17 protein-coding genes are annotated in these 21,416 nt (G+C 52.5%); 5 read left to right on the top strand and 12 right to left on the bottom strand.

Annotation, left to right across the window (positions count from 1 at the left end; genetic code table 11):
- Positions 1-4 precede the first annotated feature (4 nt).
- Positions 5-1,120, top strand: coding sequence for an alanine dehydrogenase (ald, locus tag EOE65_RS13180; RefSeq protein ID WP_127694793.1), 1,116 nt, complete (start codon positions 5-7; stop codon positions 1,118-1,120).
- Between the two features lie 69 nt (positions 1,121-1,189).
- On the opposite strand, the gene fadA is transcribed toward ald, so the two are convergent.
- From fadA to EOE65_RS13140, 8 genes are all read right to left on the bottom strand, one after another.
- Positions 1,190-2,368, bottom strand: a complete 1,179-nt coding sequence (gene fadA, locus EOE65_RS13175) for an acetyl-CoA C-acyltransferase FadA (RefSeq protein WP_127694792.1) — start codon at positions 2,366-2,368, stop codon at positions 1,190-1,192.
- Between the two features lie 2 nt (positions 2,369-2,370).
- Positions 2,371-4,527 carry a fatty acid oxidation complex subunit alpha FadB gene (fadB, locus tag EOE65_RS13170; protein ID WP_127694791.1) on the bottom strand — a complete coding sequence of 719 codons (2,157 nt, stop codon included), beginning with the start codon at positions 4,525-4,527 and terminating at the stop codon, positions 2,371-2,373.
- A 993-nt stretch (positions 4,528-5,520) separates the two neighbouring features.
- A complete protein-coding gene (locus tag EOE65_RS13165; protein ID WP_127694790.1) occupies positions 5,521-6,285 on the bottom strand; it encodes an enoyl-CoA hydratase-related protein in 765 nt (254 codons plus the stop codon).
- Positions 6,282-7,307 (bottom strand): NAD(P)H-dependent flavin oxidoreductase, encoded by a 1,026-nt coding sequence (locus EOE65_RS13160; RefSeq protein WP_127694789.1) that lies wholly within the window; start codon positions 7,305-7,307, stop codon positions 6,282-6,284. Before EOE65_RS13160 ends, EOE65_RS13165 begins: the two co-directional genes overlap by 4 nt.
- Entirely contained in the window at positions 7,304-7,849 is a 546-nt protein-coding gene (locus tag EOE65_RS13155) for a DUF2889 domain-containing protein (RefSeq protein ID WP_240656992.1), read from the bottom strand. Before EOE65_RS13155 ends, EOE65_RS13160 begins: the two co-directional genes overlap by 4 nt.
- A 91-nt stretch (positions 7,850-7,940) precedes the next feature.
- Positions 7,941-9,593: an AMP-binding protein gene (locus tag EOE65_RS13150; protein ID WP_127694787.1), complete on the bottom strand. Its 1,653-nt coding sequence runs from the start codon at positions 9,591-9,593 to the stop codon at positions 7,941-7,943.
- A 157-nt stretch (positions 9,594-9,750) separates the two neighbouring features.
- Positions 9,751-10,068: an SCP2 sterol-binding domain-containing protein gene (locus EOE65_RS13145; protein ID WP_127694786.1), complete on the bottom strand. Its 318-nt coding sequence runs from the start codon at positions 10,066-10,068 to the stop codon at positions 9,751-9,753.
- A 69-nt stretch (positions 10,069-10,137) separates the two neighbouring features.
- Entirely contained in the window at positions 10,138-11,922 is a 1,785-nt protein-coding gene (locus EOE65_RS13140; RefSeq protein ID WP_127694785.1) for an acyl-CoA dehydrogenase C-terminal domain-containing protein, read from the bottom strand.
- 265 nt (positions 11,923-12,187) lie between these two features.
- On the opposite strand from EOE65_RS13140, the gene EOE65_RS13135 reads away from it, so the two are divergent.
- The gene (locus EOE65_RS13135; RefSeq protein ID WP_127694784.1) at positions 12,188-13,486 is read left to right on the top strand and encodes a glycosyltransferase; all 1,299 of its coding nucleotides are present in this window, start codon (positions 12,188-12,190) and stop codon (positions 13,484-13,486) included.
- On the opposite strand, the gene EOE65_RS13130 is transcribed toward EOE65_RS13135, so the two are convergent.
- A complete protein-coding gene (locus EOE65_RS13130) occupies positions 13,487-14,062 on the bottom strand; it encodes a glutathione S-transferase family protein (RefSeq protein WP_127694783.1) in 576 nt (191 codons plus the stop codon). It abuts the gene before it with no gap.
- A gap of 138 nt (positions 14,063-14,200) precedes the next feature.
- Here EOE65_RS13130 and EOE65_RS13125 point away from each other — a divergent pair, with 138 nt between their 5' ends.
- Genes EOE65_RS13125 through EOE65_RS13115 form a run of 3 tightly spaced genes read left to right on the top strand, consistent with a single transcriptional unit; the run spans position 14,201 to position 16,990 of the window.
- On the top strand, positions 14,201-15,133 hold the full coding sequence (locus EOE65_RS13125) for a GTP-binding protein (protein ID WP_164847110.1): 933 nt from the start codon (positions 14,201-14,203) through the stop codon (positions 15,131-15,133).
- 4 nt (positions 15,134-15,137) lie between these two features.
- A complete protein-coding gene (locus EOE65_RS13120; protein ID WP_127694781.1) occupies positions 15,138-15,809 on the top strand; it encodes a DUF8082 domain-containing protein in 672 nt (223 codons plus the stop codon).
- Positions 15,806-16,990: a HAMP domain-containing protein gene (locus EOE65_RS13115; protein ID WP_127694780.1), complete on the top strand. Its 1,185-nt coding sequence runs from the start codon at positions 15,806-15,808 to the stop codon at positions 16,988-16,990. The genes EOE65_RS13120 and EOE65_RS13115 overlap by 4 nt, the downstream gene beginning before the upstream one ends.
- Here the strand turns inward: EOE65_RS13115 and EOE65_RS13110 are convergent.
- Genes EOE65_RS13110 through EOE65_RS13100 form a run of 3 tightly spaced genes read right to left on the bottom strand, consistent with a single transcriptional unit; the run spans position 16,987 to position 21,288 of the window.
- A complete protein-coding gene (locus tag EOE65_RS13110) occupies positions 16,987-17,832 on the bottom strand; it encodes a universal stress protein (RefSeq protein ID WP_127694779.1) in 846 nt (281 codons plus the stop codon). The genes EOE65_RS13115 and EOE65_RS13110 overlap by 4 nt on opposite strands.
- Before the next feature lie 2 nt (positions 17,833-17,834).
- Positions 17,835-20,195 (bottom strand): efflux RND transporter permease subunit, encoded by a 2,361-nt coding sequence (locus EOE65_RS13105; protein ID WP_127694778.1) that lies wholly within the window; start codon positions 20,193-20,195, stop codon positions 17,835-17,837.
- A complete protein-coding gene (locus EOE65_RS13100) occupies positions 20,182-21,288 on the bottom strand; it encodes a WD40/YVTN/BNR-like repeat-containing protein (protein WP_206052685.1) in 1,107 nt (368 codons plus the stop codon). The genes EOE65_RS13105 and EOE65_RS13100 overlap by 14 nt, the downstream gene beginning before the upstream one ends.
- Positions 21,289-21,416 lie beyond the last annotated feature (128 nt).

Raw genomic sequence — 21,416 nt, 5'->3', positions numbered from 1 at the left:
CATCATGCTCATCGGTGTACCTAAAGAGATTAAAAATCACGAGTATCGTATCGGCATGACGCCTGCTGGAGTGCGTGAAGTGATTGCCGCTGGTCACGAGGTTATGATTCAGCGCGATGGCGGAGCCGCTATTGGCTTAACGAACGAACAGTACGAAGCCGCGGGCGCGAAGATTATTGATACTGCTGAAGAGATTTTCGCCACAGCAGATATGATCGTTAAGGTCAAAGAGCCGCAGCCAAACGAGTGCAAGATGCTCCGCTCTGGTCAGTTGCTCTTCACCTATCTCCACTTGGCTCCAGACCCAGAACAGACCCGTTTGCTGGTTGAGTCTGACGCGGTTGCAATCGCTTATGAAACCGTCACCGATAACCACCGAGGTTTACCGCTGCTCGCCCCAATGAGTGAAGTCGCTGGCCGCATGGCTATTCAAGCCGGTGCTCACTCGCTCGAGAAAGCACAGGGTGGTTTGGGCACGTTACTCGGCGGCGTACCTGGCGTTGCCCCTGCCAAAGTCGTTGTCATTGGTGGTGGCGTTGTGGGTATCAACGCAGCACGCATGGCGATGGGCTTAGGTGCTGACGTTACCGTTCTTGATCGCTCGTTGCCGCGCCTGAAGCAGCTCGACGAACTATACGGACCTCAGCTCAAAACGCTTTACTCCAGTGCAGAATCGATCGAAACAGAGGTGGTACAAGCCGACCTCGTTGTTGGTGCCGTACTCATTCCTGGCGCCGCTGCACCCAAATTGGTGACACGTGAGCATCTTAAGAAAATGAAGAATGGCTCAGTGCTGGTTGATGTGGCTATTGACCAAGGCGGATGCTTCGAAACCTCTAAAGCGACCACACACCAAGAGCCTATCTATGAGGTCGATGGTGTCATTCACTACTGCGTTGCAAACATGCCGGGCGGTGTCGCTCGTACATCGACCTTCGCACTGACGAACGCAACGCTACCGTTTATTCTGAATCTTGCTAATAAGGGTTATCAGCAAGCGCTTAAAGATGACGAGCATCTGCGTAACGGCCTCAATGTTCACCGCGGCAACGTCACCTACCAAGCGGTTGCAGAGGGCCTTGGCTATCCTTACCAAAGTGCTGAAGAGGCGATCGCTTAAAGCACGTCTCGTTTCAGCTTCCACAAAAAAGCCCAGCATCGCTGGGCTTTTTTAGTTTCAATACGCCGGTTAGTTCAGACGCTCAAAGACCGTCGCAACCCCCTGCCCCATGCCGATACACATTGTGGCTAAGCCCAACGTGCCGTCCTGTTGCTCAAGGACATTCAGCAGTGTTGTTGAGATACGCGTGCCTGAGCAACCTAGCGGGTGGCCCAACGCAATCGCACCACCATTCAAGTTAACGCTATCTTCCATGCGATCTGTCAGCTTCAACCCCTTCATGACCGCCAACGCTTGCGCCGCAAAGGCCTCGTTGAGCTCGATATAGTCGATATCCTGCATCGATACACCAGCACGCTTAAGCGCCTTCTGTGACGCAGGTACTGGCCCATATCCCATGATGGATGGATCACAGCCCGCCACCGCCATAGAACGAATCACAGCACGCGGCTTCAAGCCTAGCGCTTCGGCTTTCGCGGCTGACATCAGCAACATCCCAGATGCCCCATCAGAAAACGCGGAAGATGTACCAGCCGTTACAGTACCAACTTTAGGAACAAAGGCAGGCTTCAACTGGGCTAGCCCTTGCGCTGTAGTCTCGGGACGGATCACCTCATCGTAATCAAGCAGTGTTTTGAAACCACGCTCATCATGCCCTTCGATAGGGATGATCTCGTTGGCAAAGCGGCCCGCTTGCGTGGCTTCGTGTGCCAAGCGTTGGGAACGCGCACCAAACTCATCCTGCATCTCTCGGCTGATACCGTTCATTTTACCCAGCATCTCAGCAGTCACGCCCATCATCAGTGCCGCTTTCGCCACCTGCTTGGACATCTCTGGATTAACATCGATACCATGCAAGATGTCTAGGTGCCCCATATGCTCAACGCCACCAACCAAGAATAGATCGCCGTTGCCGGTCATGATCGATTGGGCCGCACTGTGCAATGCTGACATTGACGAACCACACAAGCGGTTAACTGTTTGTCCACCAATCGTATGCGGCAGGCCACCGAGCACCAAGGCGTTACGCGCGATGTTAAAGCCTTGCTCTTTCGTTTGGTTAACACAGCCCCAAACCACATCTTCGATCTCAGCGGCCTGTACCGCAGGGTTACGTTGTAGCAACGCGTTCATCACCGCTGCTGATAGCGCTTCGGCACGCACATTGCGGAACGAACCGCCTTTTGAGCGTCCCATCGGCGTACGCACAGCATCAACAATGACAACATCATTTGGTTTTAAGCTCATCGTTATTTCTCCCCGCCGAAGTAGGTTTGTCCTGCCGCTGCCATCGCCAGCATCTTCTCTGTAGGTTGGTAGAGTGGTCCTAAATGGCTGTAGTTTTGCGCTAACTCACAGAACGCAGCCAAGCCCATCTGATCTAGATAGTGCAGCGCTCCGCCACGGAACGGTGGGAAGCCAATCCCGTAGATCAAGCCCATATCCGCTTCCGCCGCCGAATCCACAATACCCTCTTCGAGGCAGCGGGCCGTTTCGATACACAGAGGTATCATCATACGAGCGATGATCTCCTCATCAGCAATATCAGCCGCGTCGCCAAGCACGCCCGCTAACAGCTCATCCACTTTCGGGTCATCTAGCTTCTTCGGCTTGCCCTTACGGTCGGTCTCATAACGATAAAAACCTTCGCTGTTCTTCTGGCCAAAGCGGCCGAGCTGGAACATCCGGTCGATCACATTCTCGCCCTCATGCTCCATGCGGTCAGGGAAGCCCGCCGCCATCACGCGATCTGCATGATGCGCAGTATCAACACCCACCACATCCAGCAGGTAAGCAGGCCCCATCGGCCAGCCGAAACGCTCCATCACTTTATCGACTTTGCGGAAATCAGCGCCATCGGCAATCAATGCCGCAAAACCACCGAAATAGGGGAACAAGATCCGGTTCACAAGAAAGCCTGGGCAGTCGTTAACCACGATCGGCGTTTTACCCATCGCTTTGGCATAGGCCACGGTTTTGGCGATGGCCGCTTCGCTGGTTTTCTCACCACGAATCACCTCCACCAAAGGCATTTTGTGAACGGGGTTAAAGAAGTGCATGCCACAGAAGTTTTCTGGGCGTTTAAGCGCCTCCGCCAGAGCGGTGATCGATATTGTCGACGTGTTAGAGGTGATAATCGCATCCTCAGCAAGATGCGCTTCAACATCTGCCAGTACCGACTTCTTCACCTGCTCGTTCTCAACCACCGCCTCTACGACCAGATCAACCTGCTCAAAGTCACCATAGCTTAGTGTGGGAACAATACGGTTCAGCGTTTGTGCCATCTTCGCAGCGTCGATACGGCCGCGCTTGAGCTGCCCGGCAAGCAACTTGTTAGCCTCGTCCAAACCAAGCTGTAGTGCATCGGTGCGGATATCTTTCATCAAGATTGGCGTGCCCTTGGATGCCGACTGATAAGCCACACCGCCACCCATAATGCCAGCGCCTAGCACCGCTGCCTGACGTACGGGTTCTGCTTGCGACTCATACTTTTTGCTCACCTTCTTAACGTGCTGATCTTTTAGAAACAGCCCCACCAGCGAGCGAGTTACCTCATTACGGGCCAGCTTCGCGAACCCTTTCGCCTCCACTTCTAGCGCTTTGTCACGTGTCAGCGTACAGCCTTTTTGAACCGTCTTGAGCACTTGCATAGGCGCAGGGTAATGAGGGCCTGCTTTCGCGCCGATAACCCCTTTCGCGGACTCGAAGGCCATCATCTGCTCAACCGTGTTGAGCTTAACAGGCGAGTTTTTCTCGTCACGGCGTGCTTGGTAATCGAAACGGCCCTGCATACACTGGCGCACCAGATCGATGGCAGCCTCCAAAACGAGTTCGTGTTTAACGACGGCATCAACAGCCTGATCTTTGAGCGCCGCCTTTGCGCGTTTCTCAGCGCCGGTACAGATCCACTCGTTCGCGTTATCGATACCGATGAGGCGCGGCAGTCGAACCGTACCGCCCCATCCGGGGTAGATACCTAGCTTCACCTCAGGTAGGCCAACCTTCGCTTGTTCCGACATCACTCGATAATCGGTTGCTAGCGCTAGCTCAAATCCGCCACCCAGCGCTAGGCCGTTAATCGCGCTTACCGTCGGAGCTGGCAAGTCTTCGATACGGTTAATGAGCTGCTGAAGGCCCATCAGGTGGGTCACGATCGTTTCTTCATCGTGATCAAACATCGCATTGAATTCGGTGATATCAGCGCCAACAATAAAGCTCTCTTTGCCGCTGGCAAAAACTACGCCGCCAAGGTCAGATTGTTTACTCACGACCTCTATCGCCTGCTCTAGCTCTGCAAGTGTCGCGCTACCTAGGGTGTTCACGGCATCAGACTTAGCATCGAAGATGACGCCGTAGATCCCTTCATCAAGCGCTTTAACTTGGATTGCTTGGCCATCCATTAACATAGGAAAACCCCACTCGTTAGTGTATCTGTTTATTTTTTTAAGGATTCAGTCAGTCTATCCACTCATAGCGGCTAAACAATGACACTTTCCTCCAGCATAACTGACGTTACGATTCAGTAGCCCTTTGCGGGGCAAAATCCGTTACAAAGAGCAGATCTTAGACTGGCATTTTTATTCAACATGCCTTGTGTAACACCATAGCAAAGACGCTCATGCCACCGCATGGAAATCAGTAAAAGAGCACCACCGCAGGCAACGTAGAGAGCCTATTGAAATGCACGGGTAAAAAATCTGTGGATAAGATTTTCATACAAACCCTTGACTTGAGATAACACCAGTAATGACGCGGCTTTATCGAATATAATAAACATCTAATAAAAAACAAAGAACAACTGATCAATTAATAACCAGACATCTACTACACTCGTTGCTATTTTTGCTACTTTTTTTCATTCATAGGATTGACATTTAATTGCAGTAAAAGAGCGAAAGACTTTTCAGAAGAAACTGAAAAAAACCCCATTGACATCCAAACAGACAACAAAAAAAAACTTAAACTATTGATTTTAATATACTATTTCTTTTTTCATAGGAGTCACAACTTACCCACAGAAGTTGTGAACAACTTAGGTAAAATCCTCTGCATAACTCCCGCAGGGCCTATCATTGCGCGCTTTTACCATACCGAACACTTGCTGAACGCTCTTAGTGGCTGTCTGGCTGCTCAGTCAGGGTCCCTAAAAAAAATGACCATTTACAGGTATAAAAATGTTGCCTAAGCAATACAGTTAGTAAGATCTACGCCTGTTGCAGTCTCGTAACATATCCCCACTTTCTGGGGATAACTCAATGAATAACTTTCTCCTTAGACGCTCATCATCGCCCTAATTTATTGTGAGATTCAACGCATTTTGTGCCCTTTTGTCACCACGCAAAAAAAAGCGTGTGACCTATACAGGGCACACGCTCAAGTGACGTTGTATTGCAGGGTGTTTAGATATCAGAAAAAACGGGGGCACGTTTCTCCATGAAGGCGCTGAAAGCCTCTTGTGCCTCTGCCGAGGACAAGCGAGCAGCAAACTGCTCGATCTCAGCTAGCAGCACTTTCTGTAACAGGTCGCCTTGATGCTCACGCAGCATCGCTTTACTTTGACGCACAGCAGCCGGTGCCAGCGCTACTAGGCTCTGAGCCGCGGCCTGTGCATCGGTCATTGGGCTATGCGACGCTGCATTGATCAAGCCAAGCTGTGCAGCGCGCTCGCCAGAGACGGCGTCGCCCTTCACCAGCAGTTCAAATGCCAATCGATGCCCTAGCTGCTGCGGTAAGAGTAAACTCGTGCCACCCTCCGGTACTAAGCCAAGACGCGCGAAGGGCAATTGTAATTTAGCATCGGCTGCGGCATAGACGAGATCGCAGTGCAACAGCATCGAGGTACCGATACCAATGGCATCGCCCTCGACAGCCGCGACCAGCGGTTTAGTGAAGGTTGAGATAGTCTGCAAAAACTGCGTTGGCGCAGCAAGTGCCACGGGGTCTTGTCGCGATGCCGCCGCAACAAAGTCGACGATATCGTTCCCAGCAGAGAAGCAGCCGCCCTCCCCAGTTAAGATCACCGCCCGCACCGAGCGCTCCTCCTGAGCACTGCGCAACGCTTCAGTCAACGCCTGATACATCTCTAACGTCAAAGCGTTACGCTTCTCTGGACGAGCAATGGTGATTGTCTGGATCTGACCCTCTTGTGAGGTTTTAATACTCATGAAACCTCCCGTTGTGGCTTGAGCGCGTAACCGCGGCTGAGATTGGCAAAGTCGACGGTTGCGTCAACATATTCGCTGTGTAGGTCCGCTACCAGCTTCGCCACTGGCGGTACATCATCGATAGACCCCACACCTTGCCCCGCAGACCAGATAGTTTTCCACGCTTTCGCCCCCTCTTTTGGCGCGGTTAGCTCCTCACCAAGATTGATCTCTTTGGGGCTAGCGTTCTGTTCACCTGGCGCTTTGCCCGTTTTAGGATCAAGGCCAGCAGCAACAAGGCTTGGGGTCAAAAAGTTAGCAGGAATGCCGGAAATTTCTGGCGTGTAGGTGATGTCAGCTGCATCTGAGTCCACGATCATCGCTTTGTACTCGGCAACGGCTTGGCTCTCTTGCGTATTGATAAAGCGCGTTCCCATATACGCCATATCCGCGCCATGCATCTGCGCGGCAGCAACATCGCGGCCCGTAGAGATACAGCCGGCCAAAATCACGGTGCCGCTGAAGAACTGGCGAATCTCATTCACAAAAGCGAAGGGGCTTAAGACACCGGCGTGTCCACCCGCGCCACCACAAACAGCAATCAGACCATCCACTCCGGTGGAAGCAGCTTTCTTAGCATGGCGCAGGTTAGCCACATCATGAAACACTTGGCCACCGTAGCTATGCACCGACTTAACCACCTCAGGCACAGCACCCAATGATGTAATGATAAGTGGCACTTCATGTTTTACACACAGCGCGAGGTCCGCCTCCAAACGAGGATTTGACCCATGCACAATTAAGTTGACACCAAACGGCGCGGCTTTCTGGCCGGTGCTCTCCTCGAACGCCGCCAGCCGCGATTTGATATCCACCAGCCAGGCTTCAAAATCTTCGCTAGAGCGCTGGTTTAGCGCTGGGAAGGTGCCAATCACACCCGCTTTACAACTTTCTACAACAAGGTCAGGGCCTGAAACGAGAAACATAGGTGATGCGATAACAGGCAAGGTAAGTTGTTCTTGAAACTGACTCGGGATACTCATTCAATTGACTCCAGAGGTTTTGAGGATTGATATAGTTCAGGCAGGTGACGTTTAACCACCTCACCATCTTGCGCCCAACTGCGACAGCTATTGAGCAGAAAACGTGAGCCAACGCGCAGCACATCATCACCCAGCGTTGGCCACAGGCTTTGAATGGCGGTTGTCGCCAGCACAGGTAACAGTTCGGTGATATGGGTACAACCTGCAACACCCGCGACTCGGTCTTGGGCTTCTTTGTGCCAGCCGGGACCAATTTGTGTGCCCACTAAGCCCCCAAACGCTTTCGCAGCCGCAGGGCAGTTTTTAAAGGGGGAGGCATCGATAACGGCATCTGCCGAGACGATGGTGAAGGTTGCGTCGATCGTGAGGCGAGCGGAGATATCGTGAAATGGTTCACCTGCCGAGACAAAACCGCCGCGCTCCAAGTTATCAACCGGCGCAGTTTTAACATCGGTCATTCGGGCTTCTATATCCCAAAGGCCATCTTCACGCTGGTACCCATCGCTAATGATCTGGCGCCGATGAGCTAATTGGCGCCTCATAGGTTTTGCTAGCGGCATTGAGGTCCCTCCGGTTCTAGTCAGCAAGCAACGCTCAACACTGCCAAACAAACGCCGCAAGGCGCCGGCCATGCTAGCTTGCCGGCGTATCCTTCAACATGCGACGTAACACCTTACCCACATTGGATTTAGGCAAATCGTCAACAAACTCGATTTGGCGCGGCACCTTGTAGTTGGTTAAGCGCTCTTTGCACCACCGAATGATCGTTTTCTCATCCAAATTGGTATCTTTGCGCACCACATAAAGCTTTGGTACCTCACCACAACGCTCATCCTTTACGCCAATCGCTGCGCACTCCACGACACCTTCGTGGGAGGTCACAACATCTTCAATCTCATTTGGATAAACATTGAAGCCAGAAACGATGATCAGGTCTTTGGCGCGGTCAACGATACGCAAACGGCCATCGTCATCCTGTACCGCAACGTCCCCAGTGATCAGGTAGCCATCATCGGTAAAAGATGCGGCCGTTGCATCATCACGCTGCCAGTAGCCCTGCATCACTTGCGGACCTTTCACACATAGATCCCCCGGCGTACCCGCCTCCACCGGCTTACCATCCGTTCCAATGATGGCCACGTCGGTTTCAGCCAACGGCCAACCGATAGTGCCTACTGCAATCGCATCCGGCGGATTAATGGCTACCGCTGGGGAGGTTTCGGTAAGGCCGTACCCCTCCATAATTTCGCAGCCTGTCGACTTACGCCACGTATCTGCCGCGGCATGAGTGAGGGCCATACCGCCAGAGATGGTGATAATCAGTTTAGAGAAATCGACTCCCGCAAAACCTTCGTTATTACATAGCGCAACGAATAACGTATTAAGGCCAATAAATGTGGTGGGTTGCCAGCTGTTTAGCTCTTTAACAAACCCTGGAATATCGCGCGGGTTGGCAATCAATACGCTATGGCCACCATCCTCCATTATCACGAGGGATAGCGTGAACGCGTAGATGTGATAAAGAGGTAAGGGAGATATCGCCGTCTCCGACCAACCCTCTTTTGCTCGGCTGATCAACTCGCGTCCTTGCAACATATTGGAGATTAGGTTGCCATGGGTCAGCACCGCCCCTTTCGATACGCCCGTGGTACCGCCCGTGTATTGCAAAACAGCGGTATCGCTGGTGTTAACGGTCACCGGAGTTGGCATTTCACCTTCATACTTCAGCAGCGCTTCGCGCAACGGCTGCTCCAAAGGCAAGTCGTATGCAGGCTCCATTTTCTTTACGTATTTAATTGCAGCATTAATCAGCGTGCGCTTAAGGAAGCCATGCAGATCACCCACTTGGGTGACGAAGATATGCTCGATACTGGTTTTATCGATAATCTTCTCAGCGTTATGCGCCATGCTGGCATGGATAATCAACGCCTTGGCACCAGAATCAACAAACTGATGCTCCAACTCTCTTGGTGTGTAGAGCGGGTTGGTATTCACGATCACTAAACCCGCCCGCATCGCACCGAACAAAGCGATGGGGTACTGAATGAGGTTTGGCAGCTGTATCGCGATGCGATCACCCGGCTGTAAATTGGTCTCTTTTTGCAAGTAAACAGCAAAAGAGTTGGCTAAGCGATCTAGCTCGCCATAGCTCAGCGTTCGACCAAAGCTGGTAAACGCTGGTTTATCTGCATAACGTTGACAATGGCTGCTGATAACATCCAGTAACGTTTGATAGCCGCTGGGGTTCAGCGATTCCGGAATCCAACTCCCACGAGTGTGATCCATAGGTAAGCCCCCTTTTGATTATTCTTATATGTGGGCAGAGACTGGCTCTGCTTCACTCATCCCGTACTAAGTTACAGTATCTACTATATTAGAACGGAATAAAAAGAAGCAGCTAAGTCCTGTACTACGCTCGGTATTAGCGTATGCGACCTTTAACTTAAGCCACCGGGAAAACCGATGCTAAGCGAGTCGCCAACATAATATCGCCATCCGCTTTGATACGTCCCATCATAAAGGCCTGCATACCATCAGTTTCACCAGACATCACTTCAGCGAGCGTGTCAGCATCCATGTGTAGTGTGACGCTTGGGTCGTCATGCTCACCCTGCGCAACATTACACTCACCATCAGCCACTGCCACATAGTAGGGCTCGCCATCAGTGATCTGATACTGAAAAACCGCATCCAAACCTGCCGCGGCGCCGCTATCAAAGTTGTTTTGCATCTGTGTGAAAAGAGCATTTAGGTCAGACATGTTATATCTCCATCAATATCGTTAAACGCGGGTACTCCGCTATTGGAGTACCCAGACACTACGTTTTAATTAAAAGGCAAAGTCATCTGGCGCTAACGCCATCAACGGATCAATATCAGCTTTGACAATTTCGGCGTGGCTGCGCGTACGTGGCAGTATCCGCTTGTAATAGAAGTCAGCGGTTGTGATTTTGGCGTTGTAGAAGCCCGCCTCAGAGCTGCCATCGGCAAGCGCTTGGTGTGCCACCAGCGCCATCTGCGCCCAGAAGTACGCCAACACCACATAGCCCGAGTACATCAGATAATCGACAGCTGCTGCCCCGACCTCTTCGCGATCTTTCATCGCTTTCATGCCAACCTGCATAGTTAACTCGCCCCACTCTTTATTGAGTGCCGCAAGCTCTTTCACAAGATGGCCAATATGCTCGTCATCCGCATGGGCTTGGCAGAACTTATGCACGATTTTCGTGAAGTTTTTCAACGACTCGCCCTGCGTCATCAGAACTTTACGCCCCAAGAGATCCAGTGCTTGGATCTGTGTCGTGCCCTCATAAAGCATCGCGATTCGTGCATCACGTACGTTTTGCTCCATGCCCCACTCGCTAATAAAGCCGTGGCCACCGTAAACCTGCAATGCATGGTTCGCGGACTCAAAACCCACCTCAGTGAGAAACGCTTTCGCAATCGGCGTTAAGAACGCCAATAGCGCATCTGCATCAGCTTTCTCTTGGGCTTCGGCTTGCTTGGTTTTATCCACCAACAGCGCCGAGTAATAGATCATCGCGCGGCCACCCTCAGCAAACGCTTTTTGCGTCATCAGCATATTGCGCACAGCAGGATGAACAATAATTGGATCAGCGGGGCCATCGGTGTTTTTCGCGCCACTCAACGAGCGCATCTGTAAGCGATCTTTCGCGTAGACCAACGAGTTCTGGAAACCCCACTCAGTGTGTGCAAGTCCCTGAATCGCAGTACCTAAACGTGCGGTGTTCATAAAGGTGAACATGCAGTTCAACCCTTTGTTCGGCGGCCCGATCAAAAAGCCCGTCGCGTTATCAAAGTTCATAACGCAGGTCGCATTACCGTGTATGCCCATCTTATGCTCGATCGAGCCACAGGTAACGCCGTTACGCTCACCGCTTTCTGGCATAAACTTCGGTACGATAAATAGCGAAATACCTTTCGTACCTTCTGGTGCATCAGGAAGACGGGCTAGCACAATATGGACAATGTTCTCAGCCATATCATGCTCACCTGCCGAGATAAAAATCTTCGTGCCCGATAAGCTGTAGCTGCCATCAGCATTGGGCTCAGCTTTCGTGCGCAACATCCCAAGGTCAGTGCCGCAGTGTGGTTCTGTTAAGCACATCGTGCCGGTCCACTCGCCACTCACCAATTTCGTCAGGTAAGTCTCTTTCTGCTCCGGGCTACCATGCTCAGTTAAGGTGTTCATCGCACCATGACTCAAACCAGGGTACATACTCCAAGACCAGTTGGCGGTACCCACCATCTCATTGAGAATCGTCCCAATCGACTCAGGCAAGCCTTGGCCACCATGCTCAGGGTCGTGCGCCAACGACGGCCAGCCGCCCTCCACATATTGTTGGTACGCTTCTTTGAAGCCTTCAGGGGTGGTTACTTCACCCTCATTAAACTGGCAACCTTGTTGGTCGCCGATCTGGTTTAGAGGGGCTAATACGCGCTCAGAAAACTTGGCACCCTCTTCAAGAATGGCATTCACCATATCGGGGGTCGCCTCTTCACAGCCAGGGAGCGAGGCATAGTGTTCCTCAGCCGCTAGCACTTCGTTGAGCACGAACTGCATATCACGCAAGGGGGCTTTATACTCAGGCATGGCGCTTCTCCGCTTGTTATTATCTACGTTGGGTCCATTAAGTTGATGGACATAAGCATCGCCGAACTGTTCCTGCTGACCAATAACAAAAGATGCCAATATCACTAGCATTATCTGTCAAACTGCCAAAAATAGGCGCAATAACAACAATTAACCAATTTCGTTCAATAACAATTTACTTCATAACCATTTTCAAAACTGTTCATCACCGCCCATGCGCCACGCTATGAATCACGCTAAAATAGCCACTCAATACGGAGACGTTATGCACCATCTTGTTGTTATTGGCTATGTTTGGCCTGAACCCAACTCCTCAGCAGCTGGGTACCATATGCTATCTCTTATTCGGGCGTTTCAAGACTGGGGCTGGCAGGTCACCTTCGCAAGCCCTGCGGCGGCGGGCGAGCACCGTTTCGCACTGACAGAGATTGGCGTTGCTGAAGTGAGTATCGCGTTAAACTGCAGCAGCTTCGATAGCTGGATCAAAGAACAGGCGCCTGATGCCGTGCTCTTTGATCGCTTTATGATGGAGGAGCAATTTGGCTGGCGTGTTGCGAAAAACTGCCCGCAGGCGCTACAGATCCTCGATCTAGAAGACCTCCACAGCTTGCGTGACGCGCGTCAGCAAATACTCAAGCAGCAGCTGCGTGACGGGCCGGTTGCGTTTCCCATGCTGATGGATCACGCTCAGCTTTATCCACAGATGGCCAGCAGCGATATGGCAAAGCGGGAGATTGCCGCCATCCACCGCGCTGACCTAAGCCTCGTGATTTCACACGCAGAGCTGCAGTTGCTCACCCGTGAGTTTCATGTTCCACCGCAGGAACTGCTGCACTGCCCTTTTATTCAGCCGCCAGCGCTGACTGACACACCCAGCTTTGCAAACCGCCAGCACTTCGTTTCTATTGGTAACTTTCGCCATGCACCCAACTGGGACGCAGTACGCTGGCTAAAAGAGTCGATTTGGCCACAGATACGGCAGCAACTGCCGCAAGCACAGCTGCATGTTTATGGTGCGTATCCACCCAAAAAAGCCACGCAGCTTCATAACGAACGTGACGGCTTCTTGGTGAAAGGCTGGGTAGAAGATGCCCACCAAGCGATTGCCGCAAGCCGTGTGTTGCTGGCGCCATTGCGCTTTGGAGCAGGCATAAAAGGCAAACTGCTTGATGCGATGCGCACCGGAACCCCCTCAGTAACGACCCCGATAGGTGCCGAAGGGATGCTAACAAGCGCCGACTGGCCCGGCGAGGTGTGCGATACCGCCAGCCATTTTGCGGATGCAGCGGTTACGCTGTACAAGGATGCAGACCGCTGGCAGCAAGCCCAGCAAACAGGATGGTGTGCACTAGAAAAACACTTTGATGCTGCACTCATCCGCTCACAGCTGTACGCGCGTATTGTAGCGCTAATCCAGCCTGATCAGCTTGCGCAACACCGCGCCCAAAATTTTACCGGCCAGATGCTGCAACACCATCAACACCGCAGTACCCAATTTATGTCGCAATGGATTGAGGTGAAGCAGCAACTGAGCGATCTAAAATCAGGCACTCAAACGGATTAACTACGCCTGCCGAGGATCTGTCGCCACTGCGATCTCGCGTGACTGATGCTGATCACGAAACGCCTGCAGCGCCGGGTAATCTGCCAACACAAACAGATTACGAAAATCACACCAATCCAATAAGCAGTAGAGGCAGATAGCCAGATAATCCCACTGGGCAAATTGCCCTTCTTGCACCGCGGTTTCTAATAGCGGCAACACCTGCTGTAGGCGCTCATCCTGCAAGCGCGTCACCAGCGTTTCATCGGTTGTCTCGATCCCTGAACGCATCACCATCATTTTGATGACAAACGCATCGTTGGCTGCATCAATCAGCGTCATGGTGTTTTCTTGCTCCCAACTCAAAGCCGGTAGTGCCAACTTGTCGGTCAGATAACGATAGATCACACGAGAATCAAACAGCGTCTGCTCACCATCCACCAGCACAGGGATCTTCATGGCAGGGGTGAATTTCTCCAGCGCGACGCGCCCCTCTGGAGAGTAGATATCTAACGCGGTAAACGTATAGTCGCGCCCCTCCAACAACATACGGGTACGGCGAACATAAGGTGATGGGATAGAACCTACTAACTGCATTGGAACCTTCTCCTGATACATAACAATCGGAGCACAGTGCAGCGGACGAATGTGTCATATATCCGTCACATTAATATGCTGCAATGCGCCTCCTCTGAAAACAATCACCTTACCTTAGTTTGCGACGGATTGGACTCTATGGGCGACCATAAACTGATTTTTGTCGGTCCAGTGGGCGCAGGGAAAACCACGGCGATCGCAACATTAAGCGATCACGACATCATCTCTACCGACGCAAAAGCGACTGACATCACAGGCCAGCGAAAAGCGACCACTACCGTGGCGCTGGACTACGGTAGCCTGAAAACAGGTTCCCAAAAGATCAAACTCTACGGCGCACCCGGGCAGATCCGTTTCAGCTTCATGTGGGACGTGCTCGCCAACGAGTTAGCTGCCGATACGGCTGCGGTGATATTGATGCTGGATAACACCCGCAACGCGCCACAGCGGGATCTCGCTTTCTATGTTAAGGAGTTTAAAACACTTATCGAGGACTCGCAGCTGATCGTTGCGATTACCCACACAGACGAAAAGCCAACACCCACCCTAGCCCACTACCACACTTGGCTTGAACAACTGGGCGTTAGCGCATCGGTGCTCTTTGCCGATGCCCGCGATCACGAGCAGCTACTGCAGCTATTACACAAAGCACTACCCGAAGTCGTAGCCGCTCCAAATGTGCCAGTGACTCCCACGAGTCATGATGCACCGCAGTCAGCGCCAGCGCCTTATCAAGAGAGTATTAAAATGAAAGACACTATTCTCAACGACGTGATGAAAATACGTGGCGTGACGGGCGCCATCTTGGCAAACCCAATGGGTGATATTCTCAATAGCAGCAACGAGGACCCAGCCCTTGAGGAGTATCTGGGCTATATCGCGGGCATGATCCCCGCGTTTCAAAGTGCCTCATCCTTCGATACCGCGCGCAGTATCCACCTCAAGAGTCAGCAAGGCGAAAACCTAACAGTGTTCATCGAACAAGAGCAGATCCTTGGCGTGCTATCGGCACAGCGTGCCTCACTGCGCTCTGTCAAACAGCAGGTCGAAGACCTATTACAGTGGAGTTGATACGATGAAACTACTAGAAGAGTTCCAGTTACTAGGCGGCGTACGCCACGTTTGTCTTGCTGAGCAAGGGGAAGTCGCACTCTCGACCTTTCCAAGCCTACTCAACGAGAGTTTAGCGGGAGCGGCCCGCGTGATGAACATGATGCTATCCAGCACACCCGATGAGCACAGCGGTTTCTCAGAGGTGCATATCGAGATGGATGACTCCCAACTGATGGCTATCACCCTAGATGACACACACCAACTGATACTGATGACAGATCGTGAGATCAACTACGCCCTTGTTGGCACGGCAGTACGTGCCGCCAAACCGCGTTTACGGCAACTGGCGCAAACCGCCACCACAGACCAACCGCAAGCAGCCTTAGTAGATGCGCCAAAAGAGCCACCAAAGCTCACCGAGATCGCACAACCTAGCGCAGCTCATGCAGAACCACAACAACGCTTCAACCAGCATATCAGCGCCCTTGAGCCTCTGCTTGCCGAGTTTGTGGGCCCAGCAGCCAAAGTGTTGTTGCAACGCGTACGCAGCAGCTGGCCGGAGGGAGAGAGCAATCTCAGTGTGCGAGACCTCCCCGCTTTTTGCCAACAACTCGCTAAATACCTAGATACCGACGAGCAGCAGAGCCAGTTTCTGCGTAAAGCTCGCACCTCCCTACAAGGAAACGTGTCATGAAATCGATTCGTCACCGCCTAGAGCGAGCGTTAATGATCGCCGCGCTCGTACCCGTACTGTTAATTGCGATCTACGTTTATTTTGCCACGCAAAATACCCTCAAAGACTCTGGCGTACGCAATATCGAGCAGCAGGTCGCACTGCTTGCCAGTAGTGTGCAGGCGACGCTCAAGCATGTTCCGGGCGATCTATTTTATCTGCGTGACTCCAACTCTTTTCACCATTATGGCCGCGCATTGGTGATCAATGATGCCGCTACACTGGAGAAATTAGGCCGTAATATCGCGCGCGACTTTCTCAGCATCGCAAAGAACCGCCGCATCTATAACCAGCTACGCTTTATCGATGCGAACGGCCAAGAGCGGATCCGCGTGGAGCATGATGAATCAGCAGGAACAAGCCGCATACTGCAGCCAGAGCAACTACGCGATAAAAAAGACAGCCCCTACTTTATCGCGGCCACTGAGCTTGGTTTAGGGGAGTTCTCGATATCAGAGATCAATCTCAACCGCGAAGATGGCCGGCTAGAGGAACCTGCAAAACCAACCATCCGTTACGCTACACCGGTGTTTGCGGTAGGTGACCGCTTGGTTGGCGTGCTTATCCTTAATGTGGATGCGAATGCGTTTCTACAACCGATCAGTTCCACCAGCGAACCGGATGGCCTAACCTTCGCACTCGTTAATGATGCGGGCTTCCTGCTGAGCAGCCCGCGCAAAGAGCTGAACTGGGGCGGGCCAGAGGACTTTGCTCACGGCTTTAATGTGCAAGACTTACTGCCAACCTTGCCACCAGCCAACACCCTTTCCGAGCAAGGGTCTATTGAAACCGGCGAGCAGCTGGTTAGCTACCAAACCATCAGAACGGCAATTAGCGGCCAGCCTATTGGCCAGCTGATCGGCTTCGCACCCAAGTCGTTTATCCTGCAGTTGCTAGACTCGTTCTTAATTGTGTTTGTGCTGTTTGTTGCGTTGGCCTTGGTGATCGCAGCGATCATCGCTCGCCTGACCTCTCGCACCTTAACAGCGCCACTGATCAACCTGACTGAAGCGGCTGAAAAGCTCAGCAAAGGTGAGATCGATACCCCTATCAACGTCACCAGTGACGACGAGATCGGCTCACTTGCTGCAGCGTTTGAGCGGCTGCGCAGCTCCATTAAACTGCTGATGAAATTAGGCTAGGCGTCTTGGTTTATTAAGGCGGCAATGCCTTGCGTATGGGCCGCCTTAATAACCAGCACGTCACAACTCAAACGATCCAAAATACGCTCGGCGGTATTGCCCAATAAGGCACCGGCGATGCCTTCTCGGCCATGGGTGCCAATCACCACTAACTTGGCCTGCTCTTGCTGAGCCGCTGCGGGTATCCAGTACTCAGGCGGGCCCTCACCAATCAGTGGCGCGGTACTAGCAAGCGATAACTTCGCCAACGTCGCGCTGATCATTTGTTCCGCGTTTGCACCTAGCGTTGTCGCGCTCTGGCTTTGGGCATCAGAGGAGAGCATAGGCGGCGGGTAAGCGCCCACAACACGGCAGTGCGCCTGTGCTTGATGTGCAATAAAGCTACCTAAGCGCAACACATCGTGGCTTAAGTGATCGCCTGCAAGCTGCGCAGTCGGATCCACGGCAGCCAAGATAGTCCCCTGCTGCCAACTCATGTCGTGCTTTACCAAAAGCACAGGACAAGGCATCCGTCTAAGGAGCTGCCAATCGAGCGGCGTCCAAAAGTCCCGGTGGCTCTCATCGCAGCCTTTGATAATCAGCATCTGCTGTCGAGTTTGCCAGCACGCCTCTATCTCATCGAGTAATTTAGAGGCGTTACTGTAGTGCTGCTCCACCGCAATACCCGAGACAATAATTTTGGCCACGATCTGCATGATTGGCCGATCCGGTAAGACGCTCTCGCGCCACATCAGATCTAATGATGCGCCGGTTTTCTGCGCGATCAGCAAACTGCGCTGTAACGCCGTTTCAGCTAACGGCGAGCTATCCAGCACCACCAAAATACGCGAGTTAACTGCCATGATTATGAATCTCCCTCTGGACGGCGCTCACGGCGCAACAGGCAAGTCAAAGCGGGAAGCAAGATCAACGCACCCAACATGTTCCAAAGGAACATAAAGGTCAGCAAAATGCCCATATCGGCTTGGAATTTAATCGGCGAAAACACCCACAACACCACACCTATCGCTAGCGTCAGCCCCGTAAATGCCACAGAAGAACCGGTGGTTTTCAGCGTTTCAAGGTACGCATCGGGTAGCGAGCGCCCCTCAAGCAAAAAGGTGTTCAAGCGCGAATAGATATAGATCCCGTAATCCACACCAATTCCCACACCTAAGGCAATCACCGGTAGCGTGGCCACCTTCACCCCGATACCCATCGCCGCCATCAATGCCTGGCATAAAATAGAGGTCAGCATCAACGGCGCGATAATACAAACCACCGTACGCACCGAGCGGAACGTCAGCAAGCACAGTAAGCTCACAACGCCATACACCCAAGCGAGCATCTCGTACTGAGCACGGCTGATCACTTCATTCGTGGCTGCCTCAAAGCCGCTGTTACCCGCCGCCATCTCAAAGGAGATGTCCGAACTGTTGTGTTGCTGCGCAAACCGCTCTACCGATTCAGAAACGCGGGAGAGCGTTTGCGCTTTATGGTCATCTAAGAAGATGATCACCGGCAGTAGCGAGCAATCACCATTCATAAAGCCTGCTGGTACATAGGAGAGTGAGGCGTTGATCACAAACTGATTTCGGCTCACGCTACGCCATTTCAAGCTCCCCTCATTTAAGCCTGCGGTCACCCGCTTGGAGACATCAGCCAACGACACACTGCTTTGCACCCCTTCAACCTGCGCCATGTAGCGCTGGAAATAATCCACACGGCTCAGCGTTGCGAAGCTAGAGCACTGCTCAGCGGGCGTCGCCACCATCACCACGAAGATATCGCTAGAGGTTGCATAGTTTTCAGTAACGAACAGGTTATCAAGGTTGTAACGTGCATCTGCTCGCAGCTCTGGCGCGCCTTTATCAAGATCACCTATCTGTAGGTTTTGACTCCCCCATAGCCCCACTACCAACACTACCAGCGCGGTAGCGGTGGCAACTGCAGCCCCTTTGGGAGTTGCGAAAACAGACAGATGACGCCAATGCTGCCCGGCATTCGTGCGGCGCGCAGCTTGGCGAATCGCACGCTGACCCACGCCGGTATAAGACATCAACAGCGGCAGCAACAGCAGGTTGGTAATGATAATCACCGCAACGCCAACGGAGGCTGCAACGGCCAGATCCTGTATGACCTGAATCTCGATAACTGACAGGGTCACAAAGCCCAAACCGTCAGACAGTAGCGCCGTCAAACCAGGGATATAGATGGCTCGGAACGCCCGCCGAGAAGCCAGCCATGCATCCGCCCCAGCGACTTGTTCAAGGCGAATGGTGTTGACCACCTGCACCGCGTGGCTAACGCCAATCGCGAAGATCAAAAACGGCACCAGCATGGAGTATGGATCCAGACCATAACCAAACCAGCGCAGCAGCCCCAACTGCCAAACCACAGCCACCAATGAGCAGATAATCGGAATCAAAGAGCCGGCGAAGCTACCGCTATAAATAAATAGCAGCGCAAGTGTGATCACAATGGCGATGGCAAAGAAAACCGCCACCGACTGCGCACCTTCGATCAGGTCGCCAACGATTTTGGCAAAGCCAACAACGCGAATCTGAATATCATCATTTTGGTATTTGTCGCGAATCAGCGCTTCGAGCTTCTGTGAAAAAGCTTGGTAGTTCAGTTTCTCGCCCGTTTCTGGGTCACGATCAAAAAGGGGGACTTGGACAATGGCCGATTTAAAGTCGTTAGCAACCAGCAGTCCGACCTGCCCTGAGCGCAGAATATTTTGTCTAACTTTCTCTAACGACTGTGGTGAGCCATCGTAGTCGGGCGGAATGATCGGACCACCGACGAAGCCCTCCTCGGTCACCTCTGTCCAGCGCACATTAGGGGTCCAGATCGACTTAAGTGCCGAGCGATCAACCCCCTTGATAAAGAACGCCTCATCGGTCACCTGCTGCAGCACTTGCTGGAAAGGTGCCGAGAAGATATCACCCGTACGACTCTGCACCACAATTTTCACACTGTTGCCTAAGCCAGAGAGGTCATCGCGATGGCGTAGATAGTTCTGCACATAGGGATGGTTGGTTGGGATCATCTTGACAAAGCTGGCATCAGGGCGAATTTGAATCGCTTGATATCCCAACGCAAGAGTGATCACCAAGAATAACAGCAAGAAGGTGATGCGGCGGTGGAACAGCACCCGCTCAATCAGTTGCTCAGAGCGTTTAATCGGCCCTAAAAGCGTCTGTTCAACATTATTCTGCGCCATGGCTATCGTCTCCCTGCATCAGCCGAACTACGCCCGTTTCGCCCACCAGCACCCAGAACGGCTCCACAGCGGCTGCTTGGCTGATAGATGCTCGGCTCGATAAACGTTGGCTCGCCAGCGCATCAGGTGCATCACCGGTTGCCACAAAACCACCGCTACCGGCAAATAGCAGCGTGGTATCTGCAACCGTAGCAGCCGTTAAAGAGGCCGTTGTTTCCAGCAACACTTGCTGCCACTGTTCGCCAAAGTCATCGCTATAGAACAGGTGACCCCGCAGACCCATCACATAGAGCCGCTCAAGACCGGCTTGCTCAGATGCTTGCAACTTGAAGAATGAGCCCTCATAAGGCGAGGCGAGCGCCTCCCAATGCTGACCTTGGTCTAGCGAGCGAAAAAGTACACCCGCTTCACCAGCGATGAACAAACGATCAGCGATCTGCGCCATGGAGTTTAGGTGAAAGCGATCAATATTCGGCACAACATGTGAATCAACCTGCCAACTATCGCCACCATCGCTAGTGCGTAGTAACAGCCCATAAGCGCCGAGAATAAACCCGTGTTGCGCGTCCGAGAAAAAAACATCGAGCAGCGGATAGGTTGCACCCTCTTCCTGTGCAAACAACGCATCATCAAGCATGACCGCAAAATCATCGGCGCTCACCTCAGGTGTACGAGGATCCGTACCCGCTGCGTTTAAATGCTCATAGCGCGCCACTTGCCACTGATTAACGACGTTGCCATCAGCAACGCGCTGCCACGTCTCGCCGCGATCGCTTGAGCGTAAAATTGCGCCATCGTGCCCCACTGCCCAGCCATTGTTGCTATCTGCAAACGCCACCGCCGTTAGCAATACGCTCACCGGCACATCTGCCTGCTGCCATTGTTCACCCTGATCATCTGACCAGATAATGGTGCCCTGTTCACCCACCGCCACCAGCCGTGAGCCCACACGGGTAATATCTAGCAATAAAGAGCGTTCGGGGTGGATGGCAATCTGCGCGGGTTGTTCAAGCCGGTCTGACGCCACGGTTATCGAAGAGAGGGGTAAAACTAGCAACAAGAGCAGTAGCCAATACAATGGATACCCTTGCATTCTGAGGCAGTTTTTCGAGAGCATTGAGCCACCGGTTTATTATGATTATTGTTTGATCGACTGTTGTCAGGCGGTGTAACGGTCGCATCAACTAAAAAGATTTTAACTGGGGATTCAAGTTACAATTA

Origin of the sequence: Neptunomonas marina, assembly GCF_004005935.1 — a bacterium.
In the GTDB taxonomy this organism is placed as follows: Bacteria; Pseudomonadota; Gammaproteobacteria; order Pseudomonadales; family Balneatricaceae; genus Neptunomonas; species Neptunomonas marina.
This window is presented reverse-complemented; position numbering and strand designations above follow the sequence as displayed.